The sequence below is a fragment of the Psychrobacter sp. ENNN9_III genome (genome assembly GCF_001462175.1).
GTDB lineage: Bacteria > Pseudomonadota > Gammaproteobacteria > Pseudomonadales > Moraxellaceae > Psychrobacter.
On the sequence record NZ_LNUO01000125.1, the window covers coordinates 1 to 18,992 of the forward strand.

Sequence of the window (18,992 nt, forward strand, 5' to 3'; positions counted from 1 at the left end):
TGCCCCGGGTTCCTCATTTTATCACTATAAAAAACTTACTGCCCTTAAACATGATCCTTTGGCAATTCACTCATTGGAATGTCAGGATGTTTTCTTAAGTGCAAAATTGCAGCGAGCAAACCACCCCATATAAGTAACATTGAAATAATCATAAAAATAATTGCTGATGTAGTCATAATAAATTCCTATTAAAATTTCAATTTGGTTAGTGTGCATCATCAATCAAACGCGTTTTATCATCTTCTTCATCGTGACGACCTCTTATACGAGAAAGTATAAACGCGCCTAATCCAAAGAATACCACAACGCCCCAACCAAATAATAATAGTATGGTAGTAGAGTAACCCTCGTAAGGCTCTTGAACCAAATTGATAAGCTTCAAACCTAGGGCAATGGTCAATACGGTTGGTGTGATAACCGTCAACATAAATACCCAAGCGCCGCCTAATTTGACACTTGAGATACGGTTAATATGATCTAATAAGCCTGGAATCTTATGGCGATTAAACCATGTTACCCATACAATCGACATCAAGCCACCAGCAACGATACCAATGTTATTTGCAAAATGATCGATGACATCTACCAATACCAGCGAGCTACCAGTAGAGAACGCAGCAATCGATATTACGGCACATACGCCGCCTATTGCAGCGACTGCTTTTTTACGTGACCAAGCAAACTTATCTTGAAAAGCTGAGATAGGTACTTCAAGAATACTCACTAAAGAGCTAATACCAGCTACTACTAAAGAGCCAAAGAACAAGAAGCCAATAAAATCACCACTAGCACCCATCGTTGAGATGATTTTGGGGAATACAAAGAACGCCAGTCCTACGCCACCACTAGCAACTTCAGAGACTTCTTGACCTGTTGACATCGCCATAAAACCAATAGCAGCAAAAATACCAATACCAGCAATCAATTCAAAAGATGAGTTAGCGAAACCTACAACTAAGCCTGCACCAGTTAAATTGGTATTTCTTTTTAGGTAAGAGGCATAAGTCACCATAATACCAAAACCGACTGACAATGAGAAAAACACATGGCCATAAGCCGCAAGCCAAACATTAGGATCTTTCATTCTCTCCCAATTTGGTTCAAAAAAAGCATTCAAACCAACTTCAGCGCCTGGTAAATTGACCGCTTTAAATACCATAATACCAAACAATACTATAAGTAGTGGAATACAGATTTTGTTAGCAAGCTCAACACCCTTACGGATGCCACCAAACATAATCAAAATGGCCAATGCCCAAACAATAATCAGACCTGTAAACATCTGCGGTACGAATACAGAAGTCAGATCTCCTGTATGCTGCACAAAGTCACTGACAAAGAAGGTTGTGGTATCTTCACCCCATCTTTGTCCAAACGAGAAGACCATATAGCTGCCTGCCCATACGATGACAGCAGCATAGTAAATAGCAATGACAAAAGATACGAGCGTCTGCCACCAGCCTACAAACTGGGCAGATTTTACCATCTTCTTATAAGCACGTGGTGCGGCGGCGCGGTACTTATGTCCTATAATATAATCTAAGAACAACAGTGGAATACCTGCTGTTAATAAAGCGATAAGGTAAGGCACCATAAATGCCCCACCACCATTGTCATAAGCCACATAAGGAAAACGCCATATGTTACCCAATCCTACTGCTGAACCGACAGCCGCTACAATGAATCCAGTCCTACTCGACCAATTCTCTCTTGGTTCCGCCATACACTCCTCCTAACATTACAATGGTAAGCTACTCAAATCTCATAAACCAAGAGATAGCTAAATTAGCAAAAAAGATGTTATACATTATTTTTTAATTAAAATAGGTTGCTATAATCTTACTGAACAACTTTAGAAAGTTTCTGCTAAACATTATAAAAAGTCAAGTACTCATAAACATAAAAAACCATAACAATTAGTTATGGCTTTTTTAGATATTGACATTTATAAAGAAAAATATAGGAAAGAAGTACAAAATATTAGGAGAGGTTTATCAGATTTTAACGTACCACACCTCGTTTACTATACTGTAAAGAATTAATAAGCAGCTGGATCTTAGGTTCTTTCGGTAACAGATCTTCTTGCAAAATCTTGAGAGCCTGAACAGTCGTTAATCCAGATCTAAAAATAGTTACATATGCTTGGCGTAATATATCGATGGTCTGCTGCGACCAATCTTTGCGACGCATACCTTCAATATTAAGTCCATGAGCATGTGCCGGATTACCTGAAACCATAGTAAAAGCAGCGACATCCTTTAAAATTAGACTAGCACCACCGACTAAGCTGTAATCTTCTACTCGGCAAAACTGATGTATACCTGAATTACCACCAATAATAGTATGATTACCAATCGTCACATGTCCTGCAATACCGACATTGTTTGCAACCACATTGTGATCACCTATCATACAATCATGAGCGATATGAGTATTCACCATAAATAGATTATGGTTACCGACTTTGGTTAACTTGTTATCTTGCACAGTACCACGGTGTAAGCTACAAGCTTCACGAATAGTGTTATGATCGCCAATCTCAAGCCATGTACGCTCACCTGCATATTTTAGATCTTGTGGGTTTTCACCAATACTTGCAAACTGATAAATTTGGTTATGCTTGCCAATCCGGGTGAGTTTGGTCACTACTACGTGCCGATGCAAAGTAGTGTATGCACCAATCGTCACCTCATCACCGATGATACAATATGGTCCTATAATAGCTGTCTCATCAATCTTAGCAGACGGTGAGATGAGCGCTGTGGGATGAATCTGACTCATAATGTAGGCCTTTGTATCATTTAATACGAGTAAATGGTAAAACAGAATACCAATAGTTTAGCCTTGAGGCCAATACCAATTATAACCAAAATTATTATTGATGATGATAATTCTCATCGCGAATGCTAACATGACTCTCCAACAAATCTAGCCAATTAATAATTCAAACGCCTCTATCGTCAGCTCTTTATTGCTCTTGGCGAGCGATCATTACTTGAGCACTCGCCGCCAGCTCATCTTCGACATGTACGGTACAGTCAAACTTGTAAATACCTTGCTTTTGCATCACAGTTTTAGCACGGATGATGAGCTGATCACCAGGAATCACTCGGCGCTTAAAACGCACCTTATCAACCCCTGCAAACAAATACAAATAACCATCTTCGGCAGTTAAACCTGCACTAATAAAGCCTAATACACCTGAAACTTGAGCCATAGACTCGACCATTAATACACCTGGCATAATAGGCTCATCAGGAAAATGTCCATTAAAAAACTCTTCATTAATAGTCACATTCTTAATGCCAGTAATACACTCACCAGGTTTACAAGCTGTGATTTTGTCCACCAACATAAAAGGATAGCGGTGTGGCAAATAGTGTTTGAGTGTATGATAAGTTAGCGGCAGTGTCAGACCTTGCTCAGATAATGTTTTGATGTCTTCATCATTTAAAGTATCTATGTCTATAGCACTCATAAAGTGGCTTCCTTGCTTTTATTGCATATTGTTGATAGTAGAATTGTTTTCATGTTCATAAACTTATAGATATCTTTAAATAAGTATATTTAGCTGTCACCTAGTTGCCGGAAGCGTACTGCTGCTCGCCGCCATTTGGCAGTTGGCATTGCAGCCGTTCCTGAGGAGTATGAGCCGGCTATCTTAATAGATTTCGTCACCATCGTCATACCTGATAAAGTAACATCATCTGTGATATCGACATGACCAGTGATACCTACTGCGCCGCCAATGATACAACGTTTGCCAATAGTAGTACTACCAGCAATACCTGTATTGGCAGCAATAGCGGTGCCAGCTCCAATACGTACGTTATGAGCGATTTGAACCAAATTATCAATAATAACATGGTCACCAATGATAGTATCATCAACAGCCCCGCGGTCAATACAGGTATTACTACCAACGCGGACATGGCTACCAACGACCACACGCCCTAGCTGTGCGATACGTTCCCACCCATCAATACTTGGATCTTGAGTCGGAGCAAAGCCAAAACCTTCAGCACCGATGCTAACGCCAGCATGTAGTCTAACATAATCGCCAATAATACAATCATGTCCAATAACGACTTGCGACTTAAACACACAATCAGTACCAACATGACTGTATGCTTCAACGACTACATTGGCATTTAGGCAGCTACGGTCACCGATATGCACATATTCACTAATTACGCAGTAAGGACCAATATGAACATCAGCACCAATTACTGCACTCTCAGCGATAATTGCTGTCGGATGAATAGTGTTAATTTCTGTAGTATGACGGACAAAAAGCTGACTACTGCTAGCATAAGCCAAATAGGGTGACGCGACGACTAGAGCAACAGACGATGGCGGTACTTGCTCACGATATTGCTCAGTGACAAGCACTATGCCTGCCTGAGTATGCGCCAAGCTATCTATATAATTTGGATCTGCTAAAAAACTTAGCTGCGTACTATTTGCGTCAGTCAGACTACCGACACCGCTTAGGGTTAGAGTTAACTGATCGGTAGTAAGCTCAGCTTTATTTAATACTGGCTGACGCTGCTCAATTTGAGAGATAAGCTGCTTAATCGTTATCATAATTGGCGTTAATATTATTAATAAAGATAAAACTGGTGCCAAACTGATGTTTCAGTTTAGCGACCAATTAAAATAATAGGTATAAAATAATACCAAGCTTTTAAAGTCAACTTCGTAATAAAGCGACTTTAAGTCAATAGACTTAACTAGAACGTGCTACCAATCTGGAACTGAACTTTTTCAGTCTCATCATTTTCTTTATCGCCGATAGGTACAGCATAACTTAATGAGATAGGACCGATAGGTGTATACCAAGTGACCCCTGCACCCGCACTAAAGCGCAGGTCGTTGTCTTGGGTAAGCAATGGCACCTCTGTATCATTACCATTAGCGGGGTTAATAAAGGTGCGATCTTCTTTATCTGTGGTATCAAAGACCTGACCACCTTCAGCGAACAGTACTGGACGCACTTGATCAGCCCAGTCACCTTTAAATGGCATTGGCAAGATCAGTTCAGTACCAAAGGTCGCTAACGCATTACCGCCAACCTCTTCTTTTTGAACACTTTCAAAGCCATTTACGGCGTTGTAATAAGACTCAGAGCGTGGACCGAGCGTCGACGCTTCATAACCACGTACCGAACCATAACCACCGGCGTAAAAGTTTTCATAGAAAGGCAAATCATTACCATAGCCAAGCTTGGTATAGCCACGTGCGATCACATCTTTATACACAGGATAGTACACATTACCCGTGTAAAGCAGTTTCTGATAATTCGTATCGCCAAACCCAAAAGTGGCATTAACATTGTGGCTCATGCCTTTAGTCGGAAATACAGGGCGATCTAGCGTACTATAATCCCATCCTAAAAGTAGGTTGTAGGTGTTATAGTCGTTTTTGAAACTAGTTCGACCTTCAAACTCTCCAGAAAATGCTTCAGTAGTACCACCATCATCGATGATTTGTTGAACGTTTGATACGCCAAGCCAACGACCACCACGTACGGCAGTGTTATCAAAATTTACCCCAGCACTGACGCGCTTGGTCTCATCTACAGGGTAGCTATAGTTTAGTGTTGCGCCGTATGAGTCAGTAACATAATTACTGACGTTTCGATCATCATATTTAGTCTCGCGATAATAAGCGCTGACGCCTTGGGATACGCCATTTTCTGTAAAGTACGGATCTGTATAACCTAAACTATAAGAATCACGTGTCTCTGAACGTGATAAAGCAGCTTTAACGCGGTTACCTGTACCCATGAAGTTGTTCTGTGTAAGATCTAGCTGGAACGTCACACCGCCACTTTGTGAATAACCTGCAGCAATGGTCGAGCTACCAGACGGTTGTTCCTCAACCGTATAGTTAATATCGACTTGGTCCGGCTGATTAGGGACTGGTTTTACATCGACATTGACTGCTTTAAAGAAGCCTGTACGCATCAAACGAGTACGTGACAGCTGTATCTTATCATTGGATGCCAGCGCCCCTTCTAACTGACGCATTTCACGACGTAATACTTCGTCTTGTGTTTTAATATTGCCATTGAAGTTGATACGACGTACATAGATAGGGCGCGCAGGATCAATATAATAATCAATATCGACAACTTTGGTTTCGTCATCAATACGTGGTACTGGACGTACTTGTGCTAAATAATAACCTTCATTGCCATAACGGCTTTTTAAAGCAGCGGTAGACGCATCAAGTTTGGCTTGTGAGTATTGCTCATTAGACTCAAAAGTAACAAGCTCGTCCAGCTCATCAGTAGCAAATTTTGGATCTCCTAAGAAATTTATTTCGCCAAATTGATACTGCTCACCTTCGCTTACACTAACTTCAATGAACACACTACGCTTATCTTCACTAATATTTAGTACAGCGTTATCAACATTAAAGCGTACATAACCATCGTTTTGGTATAGGGCTTTTAAGTTCTCTAGACTGGCAGCCAGCTTTTCTTTTGCGTAGCGATCAGATTTAGATAATAGACGTGTCCATGAAGATTCTTTTACCGCAAAAACGTCTTTGATGTCTTCGTCACTAAAATGTTTATTACCAATGACGTTGATATCGACCACTTTAGCAGGCTTGCCTTCAATAAAGCGCACATCTAGCTTTACACGGTTGCCATCAAGTAAAGTTTGATCCACCTCGATATTACTGTTGTAATAACCTTGGCTAATATACTGTTGTTGTAACTCGTTGGCAACGCCTTGTAGAGTGGATTGTTTGAGTACATCACCTGCAGATAGTCCAGCGTTTTCGAGTCCTTGCTCTAGACCTTCTTCGGGGATAAGCTTATTACCTTCAAAATTCACTTCAGCGATAATAGGACGTTCGATGACATCAAAACTCAGCTGACCACCTTCGACACGGCTTTGAATATTTGCAAAATTGTCAGTGGCATACAGTGCTTTAATACTGGCTGCAAGACTACTGTCGTTGACCGTATCACCTATTGTTACAGGTAAGACCGGATACAAGCTATCAGGGGTTAGACGTTGTAGACCAGTAAAGCCAATATCAGTGACTACAAAGTTTGCCGCCTGTACAGGCATACTTATCATTGCTACAACTAACGGCAACCCAGCCGCACTCATAAATAAAGGCGTACGCATAAACACTATCCGTCAATAAAAAACTTGCTTAAGTTAAGGTAAAAAGCATATTTTGTCTAGTCCAATTGGTACGCAATTTGCGATTCAAACATGAACTGACAGAGGACACTTTATATAAAATGCATCATAAAATAAACTAAAAATTACGATTAGTACAGTTGCATTGATGCAACAGCAATAGCAAACCAGCCAAACAACTAGGACACAATGTCTGTGTAGACGTTAGTGTGTCGTACTTTACTTGATAAATGACTCAGCCTCTACTTAAAACAGCCTACTAATATCATTACCAATCGCTAACACCATGAAACCTGCCAGTAAGAGTAAACCAATATTTAATCCTACAATTTGAACCCCTTCTGACAGGGGCTTGCCACGAATCAACTCAATAAGATGATACACAATATGCCCACCATCCAACACAGGAATCGGTAATAGATTCAAGACTGCAAGGCTCAAACTAATTAAGGCGGCAGTAGACAGCACCATCTCCCAACTAATATCAAAGCTTTGTTTGGCGACTTTGGCGATGGTAATAGGTCCAGACAAATTATCAAGACCAATCATACCTGAGATCATCTTGCCCATTGAACTGACTGTCATTACGGCCAGCTGTTCCGTTTTTTCAAACGATTTTACCATTGCTTCGCCAGGACCGTAAGCTATAGTGGTTTTATACGCATCAGGAATAACAATCTCAGTTTGTTCAACCATAGCACCGATCTGACCGTAGGCATTGCCTAGATTGTCTTTCTTACCTTGCGGCATAATTTGTAGCTGTACTGGTTCGCCGTCACGAATGACGGTAAAGTTTAGTAGCACCTCAGGATTGTCACGAATCATTCGTGTAGCACTGATCCAATCTTCAATCTCTTTATTGTTAATCGCTATAATGCGATCGCCTACTTCTAGGCCTTGACGTACAGCTGCTCCATCCGCTGATAAATCACCAACGATTGGTGCAATCTGTGGCTGCCAAGGTAACATCCCCAAACTGGTTAGCGCATCCTTACCTTTATCCTCACCCTGCATAAATTGCATAACAGGTGCTTGATAAGTTTTTGCCTCATCTGTAGATGATTTGTCTGGTTGTAGCGTAATACTGACATTACCCGTCTCACCCATTCGTCCTGCTAAACGATAATTAATCCCTTCCCACGTCTGTACTTCATGACCATCAATTGCGATAATTTTATCCCCAACTGGCAACTGTGCCATCGTCGCTGGAGTATCTGGCAGTACTTGTCCAATCTTCGTCGCTAATTGCTCAGATGGGGTCATAAACAATACCCAAAATAGCGCGATTGCAATGATAAAGTTCATGATTGGACCAGCAGCGACGATAGCGATTTTTTTTAATGGGTGCTGACGATTAAACGCCAAATGCAATTCATCTTTTGGCACTTCACCTTCACGCTCATCAAGCATCTTGACGTAACCACCTAGCGGCAGCATAGAAATACGATAGTCGATGCCACTTTTTTTACTGGTCCAGCCCGTCAACTTTGGGCCAAAACCAATAGAATAGGTTAGCACTTTGACACCGCATAATCGTGCCACTATATAGTGACCCCACTCATGCAATGCAATTAAAGGCCCTAAAACAAAAATCGCTGCGAGCAGTGTTAGTAAAAACGTCATGATCTTTTCTCGTTTAGGTTACTCTTCATCATGCTATGCTATCTCAGCGACAAGTGCTTCGGTATGACGCCTTGCTAGTTTATCAATCGCTAAAATATTATCGATATCAGCATTTTCATCTAATAGGGGTACTTGTATCTCGGTTAACGCCCGCTCATTGATATCGGCAATATCAGTTAAACGTAACCGACTTGTTAAGAACGCCGCGACTGCTATCTCATTGGCAGCGTTCAATATAATGGTCGCTTGCGTACCCGCTTGCATGGCTTGACGTGCAAGACGCAGACAAGCAAACTTATGCAAGTCTGGTTTAATAAACTCTAAACCACTTAGCGCATATAAGTCCAATGGTTGAGAGCCACTATCAATCCGTTCAGGATAGCTCAAAGCATGCGCAATCGGCGTTTTCATATCCGGGCTGCCAAGCTGCGCTAAAAAGCTACCATCGCTATATTCTACCATTGAGTGAATGATACTTTGTGGATGAATGACCACATTTATCTTACTTTCTGGCAAATCAAATAAATGACAAGCTTCGATCAGCTCAAGTCCTTTGTTCATCATCGTCGCAGAATCAACCGATATCTTTTGACCCATCGACCAGTTTGGATGTTTGACCGCTTGAGCAACGCTTGCCTGCTGCATCTGATCAAACGACTGCTGCAAAAATGGTCCACCTGAAGCGGTTAACCACAATTTACGTACGCCATAGCTTGGCTCATGAATTTGAGTGTTGTTTTGCTGAATAGCAGGTGGCAAACATTGAAAAATTGCATTGTGTTCAGAGTCGATGGGTAATAAAGTAGCATTATGCCTTTTGACCGCTGCAATCATAACTTGCCCTGCCATGACTAGCGCTTCTTTATTAGCAAGCAGGATACGCTTACCAGCACGTGCAGCCGCTAACGTTGAAGGCAGTCCTGCGGCACCAACAATAGCTGCGACCACAGTATCTACTTGGTTATCAGTGGCAATATCTATCAGACCGCTATCGCCACTTACTACATCGATGGACAAGCCTGCCTCATCTAAACGCTGAGCAAAGTCATCAACAGCAGCCGTTGGCACACAAACACGCATCGGCTCAAACTGCTGGCACAGCGCAAATAGTTTGTCCAAACGCTGATACCCAGATAAAGCATAGACGTTATAGTCTTGCGTATGCGCCGCTAAAATTGCTAATGTGCTGTCACCAATAGAGCCCGTTGCGCCAAGTACAGCGATGCGTTGCGTCATAACTATTAATGCCCATAAATATTGAGAAAAAAGGTATCGTTGAAAATAAAAATCGTCTAGCTAAAACGTCAAGTCAGCAAAAAGTTGCTGCTGACTCTGTAAGACATGGCGTCAAGATAAATAAATGGATTAAAGTAGATACAAATTTATACAATGAGTAATCCCAAATGTTGCAGACTCCAAAACCCGAGGGCAAATACCGGAGTTGCAGATAATAGGGAATCGATACGATCTAGAATACCGCCATGACCTGGTAAAATAGTCCCTGAGTCTTTTACCTTGGCACGGCGTTTAAGCATAGACTCAAACAGGTCACCCAATACTGAGGCAAGAATCGTCACAGCAGAGAGTGCGACAAAGGCGACCAAAGCCATACCTGTCAGTTGCAGCTTAAAGACACTAATAGCGATAACTACCACTAAGCCAGTTACCAAGCCACCAGCTAACCCCTCCATACTCTTATTAGGAGATACGTTGGGTGCCATCTTACGTCGACCAAGCTTGCGTCCAACGAAGTAAGCGCCACTGTCTGCACACCATACCAATAAGAATACATACATTAGCCACCAAGCCGATAACTGCCATAGATAGAACATTGCGGTGATAGAGGCAGTCAATATAACCACTCCCATCAGACTCAGCTTTTTACCATACCAATTTGTGTATGTTGGAAAATTACGAACCCAAGATAATGCCAGCAGCCAGATGACTAAAGAAGCAATCCACCACATCACCCACGTAATTTCAAGCAGTAAAGATATTAGAGTGATTGTCAGTACCATCATGACAAAGACAACAGGTTGACGCCATTTAGGCATCAGCTTCGTCCATTCGTGCGCAGCAATGGTGACTCCAATCGCTAATAACGGTGCAAAGAAGATGGGCGTTTGACTTGCAAACAATGCAATTCCAACAATAATAATTAAAATAATTGCTGTTTTAATCCGTTGCCACATACCAATCAGACCTTATAGTAAAAAGAGACATTTGCTCAATATTGCATTATAGCAGCTAATACAAATGCATGAACTAGCGCAATAATTGCGTTTCAATCTGTTCGCTGGTTTTACCAAAACGGCGTTGACGCTTGGCAAACTCTGTAATCATGTCCGCAAGCTCATTTGCTGCAAAATCTGGCCATAACGTTTGAGTAAAGAACAGCTCTGCATAAGCTGCTTGCCACAATAAGAAATTGGAAATCCTATATTCACCGCCCGTTCTGATTAACATATCCACCGCAGGCGCATCAGCTAACTGTACGTATTGACCAAGCAAATCATTATTGATGTCTTCAGCACGTAAACCACCCGCCTCAACTTGTAGAGCAAGCTGTTTTGCAGCATGTGCAATATCCCATTGACCACCGTAACTGATAGCAATCACCAGTGTCATCGCCTCAAAATGGGCTGTTTTAGCTTCTGCATCGAGCATTAAGGTTTGTAAATCGTCGTCAAGCTGACTGCGGTCACCTATAAAACGCAACCGAATACGATACTTATTCATGCGCGGCATTTGCTCATGAATGGTTGAGGTCAGTAAACGCATGAGTAGGGCCACCTCACTTGGTGGTCGTTGCCAGTTTTCACTCGAAAATGCAAATACCGTGAGCACCTCAATGCCAGTATCTAAACAATACTCAACGATAGGGTCTAGTGCATCTTTACCAGCAATATGCCCTTCCCCGCGACCTAAAGCATTGGCTTTGCCATAACGGTTATTGCCATCCATGATGATAGCGATATGACGAGGAACAATAGTAGAACCGAGGGAGGTTAAAATAGACATGGACTATACTGCTTATTATCAAGGTAAATTTATCAGCGATATGGCTTTGAGAAGATGCTGTTAAAATGCTGCAAATGTCTTGCATCGTTGGACATAAAACATATAAAAACAGGCAGCCAATAATAACGGGCCATTGACTACCCATGTAATAAACCTGTTAGCAAACCATTACTAAAAATAGTACGGCTTATACAATCATCAACTCAGTCTCTTTAGCATCGAGTTTTTTATCAATGCTCCCGATAAACTTATCAGTGATTTTTTGAATATCATCACTAGCACGGCGCTCATCATCTTCTGAGATTTCTTTTTCTTTTGCCAAGTCTTTGATGTCATTCATCATATCACGGCGGATATTACGAATAGAAACGCGGCTGTTTTCAGCCTCACTCCGTGCAAGCTTTTGCATATCACGGCGTGTCTCTTCAGTCAGAGCTGGCATCGGTACACGAATAACATCAGCAGTCATTGGATTTAGACCCAAGTCTGCCTCACGAATTGCTTTGTCTACCGCTTGTACCATCGTGCGATCAAACGGTTGGACCAGTAGCGTACGTGAGTCTTCGACATTGACACTAGCGACTTGGTTAAGTGGTGTATCAGCACCGTAGTAGCTGACCATGATGCCTGACAACATACCTGGATGTGCACGCCCAGTACGAACTTTACTAAAGGTGCTTTCCAACGCCTCTAATGTCTTTTGCATGCGTGATTCGCCGTCTTGCTTAATCTCTTTAATCATTATATATCCTTACTTATCAATATCGATAATGTTCTATATTATTACATTATGAGAGGTACATGACCTATTATGCTACTGTCATTTAAAGCAGTTGATTATCAACTGTCTATAAACGATTAACTTTGGTTAATGATAAACGCGTGTGCCTTCGTTCTCGCCCATTACAACATTTAATAGAGCGTTGGGCTTGGTCATATCAAATACTTGTAGCGGTACGTTATGCTCACGGCACAGCGCAATAGCGGTCAAATCCATCACGCCAAGCTTTTGCTCTAGTACCTCATCAAAGGTTAGACCATCGTATTTGGTCGCATCAGCGTGCAAGCTTGGGTCTTTGTCGTAAACACCATCAACTTTAGTAGCTTTTAGAATCAAGCCTGCTTCAATTTCAATACCGCGCAAACAAGCAGCCGTGTCTGTCGTAAAGAAGGGATTGCCAGTACCAGCAACAAAAATACAAACTTCACCATTTTTGAGGTAACGAATCGCATTTCGGCTACTATAGCTTTCGGTGACTTCACCAATTGGCAATGCTGACATCAAACGCGTCTTAATATTACGGCGCTCAAGGGCATCTCGCATCGCAAGGCCATTCATGACGGTTGCAAGCATGCCCATTTGGTCACCAGTGACACGGCCAACTAAGCCTTCTTTTTGTAGCTGCGCGCCACGATATAAATTACCGCCGCCAACAACAATACCAACTTGAACCCCAAGGCCACGCAAGTGTGCAATCGACAAGCTCATCTTATCAAGCACTTCAGTATCAATCCCCATATCCTTGCCACCAGCTAAGGCTTCGCCGGAGAGTTTGAGCAATATGCGCGAGAAACGAGGGTTTTTGTCAGACATGAGGGCACCTTTTTATCGTTAAATTTATCATTAAATAATGGTTGAAACCAATAGAATTGGAACACAGGTTAGAACCGATAGTCCAAAACAAGCTAGTAGGCCAAATTGCGCTAATTGTAGCAAAAACTACTCACAATTGGGCAATTTTCATCGGTAATCCGTGCCAGTTTTTATTTAGTCACTCGGTGGACACCGATGTTCAAAATTCATGCAGCGCTTTTTATAACGTTTAATTAGCCTTGGTAACTGGCAAATAAGTCATATTCGCTAGCATCATCGATAGTGACGGTTAAGAATGCCCCGACTTTCACTTTGGCGGTAATATCATCTACATAGACATGACCGTCAATCTCTGGTGCATCAGCATAACTACGACAGATAGCAATGTTTTCTTCATGATCAATCTCATCGACCAACACCGTTAAGGTCTTACCGGTTTTCTCTTGTAGCTTTTGTGCTGAAATGTCTTGTTGTAATGCCATCAAGCGCTCGTAGCGAGATTGCTTAACGTCTTCAGGTACGTGATCAGGCAGAGCGTTAGCAACCGCGCCTTCTACTTCTGAATACGTAAAAGCACCAACTCGATCAAGGCGTGCCTCAATCAGCCAATCAAGCAAGCATTGAAAATCCTCTTCCGTCTCACCAGGGAAACCAACGACAAAGGTTGAACGAATGACGATATCAGGACAAATCTCACGCCATGCTTTAATGCGTGCCAAGGTGTTTTCGCTATGCGCTGGACGCTTCATCGCTTTTAGGATGCGGTGGCTGGCATGTTGAAAAGGTATGTCTAGATAAGGTAATAGTTTTTTCTCACTCATGAGCTCAACGACTTTATCCACGTGTGGATATGGATAAACATAATGCAGACGTACCCAGATACCTAAGTCATTCAATGCTTGACATAAGTCATAAAACTTTGACTTAAGCGGCATGCCATTCCAAAAGCTGGTTTTATACTTTAGGTCTAGCCCATAAGCAGACGTGTCTTGCGAGATAATAAGCAGCTCTTTCACACCAGCGTTTTTGAGCGCCAGCGCTTCAGTCATTACATTATCAATCGGGCGTGATGCTAAATCGCCGCGCAAGCTTGGGATGATGCAAAAGGTACAGCGGTGATTGCAGCCTTCTGATATTTTTAGATAAGCATAATGGCTTGGGGTCAACTTAATACCCGCCTCATCGATCAAATCTATCTTTGGGTCGTAGTTTGCATCGAGACTGCGGTTTGGTTTGGGTACATACTGGGAGACCGCCGTGATTACTTCATCATAAGCATGTGCACCAGTCACTGCTAGCACTGCTGGGTGCATTTCACGTATCTTTTCAGCCTCCTTACCCAAGCAGCCCGTCACGATGACTTTACCGTTTTTACTGATAGCTTCACCGATTGCATCAAGCGACTCTTGTACCGCTGACTCAATAAAGCCGCAAGTATTGACCACCACTAGGTCTGCACCGTCATAGTCGCTTGCCACTTGATAGCCATCGCGACTAAGCTCTGTAATAATACGTTCACTATCTACTAGAGCCTTTGGGCAACCTAAAGACACAAACCCTATCTTTGGCGCATTGATTGCGGGAGCATCAGCGCTCGCTACGTTGGTAGTCGCGTCGCTACTTTGTGCAATGCTACGGTTTTGATTATGATTGGCCTTATGATGGTAAGGTTGGATAGTCGCAGGCTCTTGCTCTTGTTGCGTTTGAGCAGGATTAAACACCGTTGCAGTATCTTTTATCGTTTGTATCTTTGTTGCTGATACATCAGCACTTGAAGCGACTGTATCTAAGTTTAAGTCTGAATTTGAGTTTGAGCTATCGATTGAAAGCGTAGAATCAGAAGACTGAGTAGAAATATTGGGCATGGCTAACCTTGCTAAAGATAAATTGGCTGGACGCATTGTACGTTTTTTTTATGACAATCACCAGTTTTGCCGCGCTAGAGTATTGATTTATGGTTAAATATTCACTTAAATTTGATTTGTAACTAGGCTTCTTATATTTATGGCATCTCCAGTAGCACCCAATGACGCATCAGACTCGGCTTTTATTGTGCAGCATTTATATACTGCTGTCTTATGGGTCAATGATGATCTGACGATTACTTGGCTCAATGCCCAAGCTGAGCAGCTATTAGCGATCAGTCGTGAACGGTTATTGGGCCAGTCTATATTGACATTATTAGCACCTGAAGAACTTGAAAAAGATGAAAGAGATAGCATAGATAACCTCTCAAACAAACCTTTGCACAACCATCTAAAACCTTATGCTGTAGAGCAAAAACGTCCCATTTGCTCTTTGAGTGAACGCTTTAATCAAGCGCAAAAATATCAACAACCTTTCATCGACCATGATCATAAAATAACGCTGCAAGCGGGCGACATAGCCGTGACAATAGACTATAGCGTCACGCCTGTTGTGTATCAGCAGCAAGCTCATTATATAATTGAGATGTGGGGCAAAGACCGACAAAGCCGCATCTCAGAAGAACAACGCCAACAGCAGCAATATGATGTCGCGCGTCACATGCTGCGCTCAGTGGCTCACGAAGTAAAAAACCCGCTAGCTGGTATCCGCGGTGCTGCACAATTATTACAACGACAATTTGTCAAATTTAGTGAAAAAAATATTAATAAAAACCTGCAAAAAACCACTGATAAGTTACGTAGTTATACCGATATTATTATCTCAGAGACTGACCGTTTAACCCAGCTCATCGGTCAGCTTCTTGGCTCCAATCAATTGCCAAACTGGCAAGCTGTCAATATTCATGAGCCACTAGAGCATGTGCTAACTTTGGTGATGAATAATTACTCGCAAGTGACTTTAAAACGTGATTATGACCTATCTTTGCCTGAGCTGGATGCTGATAAAGACCAGTTGATCCAAGTATTTTTAAATCTAATTAATAATGCTTGTGAGGCAATGACAGAGCAATATGCAGCAAATAATTTTGACACGGCCCATGCAAAAGCAAATGACACTCAGACAGATAAAGGCTATAAACCGCAGTTGCATATCCAAACGCGTGTGGCTTTTCAACATACTATTGGCAGCCAGCAACACAAACAAGTGCTGCAAGTCGCTATCACTGATAATGGCTCAGGCATAGATGATGCATTGATTGGGCAGATATTTTTTCCGATGGTGACCAGTCGTGCTTCGGGCACTGGCTTGGGGTTATCTATCGTACAAGATATTATCAGCCGACATCATGGTATGATTGATGTCAGCTCCATTGTCACTAAAAACCATGAGCCGCATAAACAGACACGATTTACCCTATATTTACCCTTTAATCAGCCAGCACTTGACGCATGAATGTAATAGCGAAATAAAGATTAGAATAATTCCACTGAATTAAACCATAATCCTGAAACAATTGCTCATCAGGCCTAACACATGACTAAATATAACCACTACCCTAAATCTAAAAGCGCTACTAAGATGCCGAATAACGAGACGATGAATAACCAAACGATCAAAGTAACGGTCAATAATGTGCCCGATGCAAGCCCTGCAACTCTATGGTTAATCGATGATGACGCAGCATTGCGATTGATACTGGCTGATACTTTTGAAGACGCTGGCTTTATGGTTGTCAGCTTTACGCAAGCACAGGCGGCGTGGACTCAGCTTAATGATATCTTACAACAGCACGCATCAGCGACGCAGTTGCCGGATGTAATTTTAACCGATATCCGTATGCCGATGATGGATGGCTTATCATTTAGTGATTGGGTACATAAGCATTTTCCTCAGCTGCCCGTGGTCATTATGACTGCTCATTCGGACATCAGCTCTGCCATTGACAGCTATAAGACGGGAGCTTTTGAGTATCTGCCTAAACCCTTTGATTTGGATGAAGCAGTCGCAACGATTTATAAAGCCATTAACTATCAGCCGATTAACCAGATAACTAATAAACAAGCCGAAACCGATGTCAAAGCTCAGGCAGAAAAAGAAGGCAAGTTGCATCCAAAAACCAAACCAATGGACCGCTTTAATAGCTCAGTAGAAAACGAATCTTTAGATACAGACAAGACTAATAAGCAAGCTAATAATGGCTTCAATGGTATTATTGGCCAGTCACAAGCTATGCAAACGGTCTTTCGAGCCGTTGGGCGACTGGCGCATTCTCCTATCACCGTACTGATTACAGGCGAGTCAGGTACAGGTAAAGAGCTGGTCGCAAGCGCTCTACATCAGCACTCACCAAGGCAGCAAGAGCCTTTTATCGCGCTTAACATGGCAGCCATCCCCCATGATTTGATAGAGTCTGAGCTATTCGGGCACGAAAAAGGCGCTTTTACAGGCGCTACCACGCGTAGACAAGGACGTTTTGAACAAGCGAATGGTGGCACACTGTTTTTGGATGAAATCGGTGACATGCCCTTTAGTACACAAACACGCTTGTTACGGGTATTGGCAAATGGAGAGTTCTATCGCGTTGGCGGACAGCAGCCTATCAAGGTCGATGTACGTATTATCGCTGCGACTCATCAAAATCTAGAGCATCTTGTACAGCAAGGCAAGTTTCGTGAAGACTTATTTTATCGCTTAAACGTCATTCGCCTGCCATTACCACCACTGCGCTCACGCCGTGAGGACATCCCTGCTCTGACCGCACACTTTATGCAGCGCGCCGCTGAGCAAATGAACACTGCACCAAAGCAACTGCACCCCCAAGCACTGCACCTCATGCAAGCATTTGACTGGCGAGGCAACGTACGTCAACTCGAAAACGTGTGCTTATGGCTGACGGTCATGGCAACTGGTGACACGGTTTTGATTGAAGATTTACCACCTGAGCTCTTGGATAATCATAATCATTCTTTGCAGCAACAATCTAATCAACCACATAATGATGTTTATGATAACGACCTTCATCATAATGACATAATGCGGCCTTTGAAGCCTACCTCCTACTCAGTTGCGACATTAACTTGGCAAGAGTTGCTAGCAGACTGGGCGAAAGAATCGCTACAGGCGGGTGAAACCGATATTTTACAGACAGCAACACCTGATTTCGAACGCGTATTACTGAATGCAGCGCTTACTCATAGTGGCGGCAAAAAGATTACGGCAGCCAATTTACTAGGCTGGGGACGTAATACTTTAACCCGTAAACTCCAGCTGCTCGATATTGATTCCTCAGAGAAACAATCAGAAGAGTAATAATAATTGATCAGGTTCAAAAGTGGATTTAACACTACGTATTTGAAAAAGCCTGATTTGAAAGTCATAGTGAAATCAAGCATTTATACATACAAGTAAAAAAAATTGTGATTAATTTAAAATTATTTGCAAAAAGGGGTTGCCAAACTATTTAAACTCTATATAATAGCCAACCACTGAGACGCACTACCGAATCAGTTATTTATCTAGATGGTATTTGAATCTAAACACCTTTGATGATAAAGTTTTGATAATGGGGCTGTGGCGGAATTGGTAGACGCACCAGATTTAGGTTCTGGCGCCGCAAGGTGTGAGAGTTCGAGTCTCTCCAGCCCCACCATTTTTGGATAGTACATCTTAGACCAAATATTAAAACCTGCTTTTTAGCAGGTACTCCCCAAAGGCCCCCC

General features: G+C 42.3%; 15 protein-coding genes and 1 tRNA gene. 3 read left to right on the top strand and 13 right to left on the bottom strand.

What is annotated here, in order from left to right:
- Positions 1 to 44: 44 nt before the first annotated feature.
- The 13 genes from PENNN9_RS12545 to rimO all read right to left on the bottom strand — a co-directional run bounded on the left by PENNN9_RS12545 (position 45) and on the right by rimO (position 15,269).
- Positions 45 to 176, bottom strand: a complete 132-nt coding sequence (locus PENNN9_RS12545; RefSeq protein ID WP_075102871.1) for a methionine/alanine import family NSS transporter small subunit — start codon at positions 174 to 176, stop codon at positions 45 to 47.
- A 29-nt stretch (positions 177 to 205) separates the two neighbouring features.
- Positions 206 to 1,723: a sodium-dependent transporter gene (locus tag PENNN9_RS07575; protein ID WP_058369093.1), complete on the bottom strand. Its 1,518-nt coding sequence runs from the start codon at positions 1,721 to 1,723 to the stop codon at positions 206 to 208.
- Positions 1,724 to 2,001: 278 nt separating this feature from the next.
- On the bottom strand, positions 2,002 to 2,781 hold the full coding sequence (lpxA, locus tag PENNN9_RS07580; RefSeq protein WP_058369094.1) for an acyl-ACP--UDP-N-acetylglucosamine O-acyltransferase: 780 nt from the start codon (positions 2,779 to 2,781) through the stop codon (positions 2,002 to 2,004).
- Positions 2,782 to 2,968: 187 nt separating this feature from the next.
- Entirely contained in the window at positions 2,969 to 3,478 is a 510-nt protein-coding gene (gene fabZ / locus PENNN9_RS07585) for a 3-hydroxyacyl-ACP dehydratase FabZ (protein ID WP_058369095.1), read from the bottom strand.
- 89 nt (positions 3,479 to 3,567) lie between these two features.
- Positions 3,568 to 4,587, bottom strand: a complete 1,020-nt coding sequence (lpxD, locus tag PENNN9_RS07590) for a UDP-3-O-(3-hydroxymyristoyl)glucosamine N-acyltransferase (RefSeq protein WP_058369096.1) — start codon at positions 4,585 to 4,587, stop codon at positions 3,568 to 3,570.
- A 146-nt stretch (positions 4,588 to 4,733) separates the two neighbouring features.
- The gene (gene bamA / locus PENNN9_RS07595; protein ID WP_058369097.1) at positions 4,734 to 7,148 is read right to left on the bottom strand and encodes an outer membrane protein assembly factor BamA; all 2,415 of its coding nucleotides are present in this window, start codon (positions 7,146 to 7,148) and stop codon (positions 4,734 to 4,736) included.
- Positions 7,149 to 7,412: 264 nt separating this feature from the next.
- Positions 7,413 to 8,789 (bottom strand): RIP metalloprotease RseP, encoded by a 1,377-nt coding sequence (gene rseP / locus PENNN9_RS07600; protein ID WP_058369098.1) that lies wholly within the window; start codon positions 8,787 to 8,789, stop codon positions 7,413 to 7,415.
- Between the two features lie 33 nt (positions 8,790 to 8,822).
- A complete protein-coding gene (gene ispC, locus PENNN9_RS07605; protein ID WP_058369099.1) occupies positions 8,823 to 10,025 on the bottom strand; it encodes a 1-deoxy-D-xylulose-5-phosphate reductoisomerase in 1,203 nt (400 codons plus the stop codon).
- A 146-nt stretch (positions 10,026 to 10,171) separates the two neighbouring features.
- A complete protein-coding gene (locus PENNN9_RS07610) occupies positions 10,172 to 10,981 on the bottom strand; it encodes a phosphatidate cytidylyltransferase (RefSeq protein WP_058369100.1) in 810 nt (269 codons plus the stop codon).
- 73 nt (positions 10,982 to 11,054) lie between these two features.
- The gene (uppS, locus tag PENNN9_RS07615) at positions 11,055 to 11,810 is read right to left on the bottom strand and encodes a polyprenyl diphosphate synthase (protein WP_058369101.1); all 756 of its coding nucleotides are present in this window, start codon (positions 11,808 to 11,810) and stop codon (positions 11,055 to 11,057) included.
- A gap of 187 nt (positions 11,811 to 11,997) precedes the next feature.
- Complete coding sequence (gene frr / locus PENNN9_RS07620; protein ID WP_058369102.1) at positions 11,998 to 12,552, bottom strand: ribosome recycling factor; 555 nt, start codon at positions 12,550 to 12,552, stop codon at positions 11,998 to 12,000.
- Between the two features lie 126 nt (positions 12,553 to 12,678).
- Complete coding sequence (pyrH, locus tag PENNN9_RS07625; protein WP_058369103.1) at positions 12,679 to 13,404, bottom strand: UMP kinase; 726 nt, start codon at positions 13,402 to 13,404, stop codon at positions 12,679 to 12,681.
- A gap of 233 nt (positions 13,405 to 13,637) precedes the next feature.
- Positions 13,638 to 15,269: a 30S ribosomal protein S12 methylthiotransferase RimO gene (gene rimO / locus PENNN9_RS07630; RefSeq protein WP_075102868.1), complete on the bottom strand. Its 1,632-nt coding sequence runs from the start codon at positions 15,267 to 15,269 to the stop codon at positions 13,638 to 13,640.
- Between the two features lie 139 nt (positions 15,270 to 15,408).
- Between rimO and PENNN9_RS07635 the strand changes: the two genes are divergently transcribed.
- The 3 genes from PENNN9_RS07635 to PENNN9_RS07645 all read left to right on the top strand — a co-directional run bounded on the left by PENNN9_RS07635 (position 15,409) and on the right by PENNN9_RS07645 (position 18,922).
- Positions 15,409 to 16,725 carry a two-component system sensor histidine kinase NtrB gene (locus PENNN9_RS07635; protein WP_058369104.1) on the top strand — a complete coding sequence of 439 codons (1,317 nt, stop codon included), beginning with the start codon at positions 15,409 to 15,411 and terminating at the stop codon, positions 16,723 to 16,725.
- Between the two features lie 81 nt (positions 16,726 to 16,806).
- Positions 16,807 to 18,582, top strand: a complete 1,776-nt coding sequence (locus tag PENNN9_RS07640) for a sigma 54-interacting transcriptional regulator (protein ID WP_082638036.1) — start codon at positions 16,807 to 16,809, stop codon at positions 18,580 to 18,582.
- A gap of 255 nt (positions 18,583 to 18,837) precedes the next feature.
- Positions 18,838 to 18,922 (top strand) — tRNA-Leu (locus tag PENNN9_RS07645).
- The last annotated feature ends 70 nt before the right edge of the window (positions 18,923 to 18,992 follow it).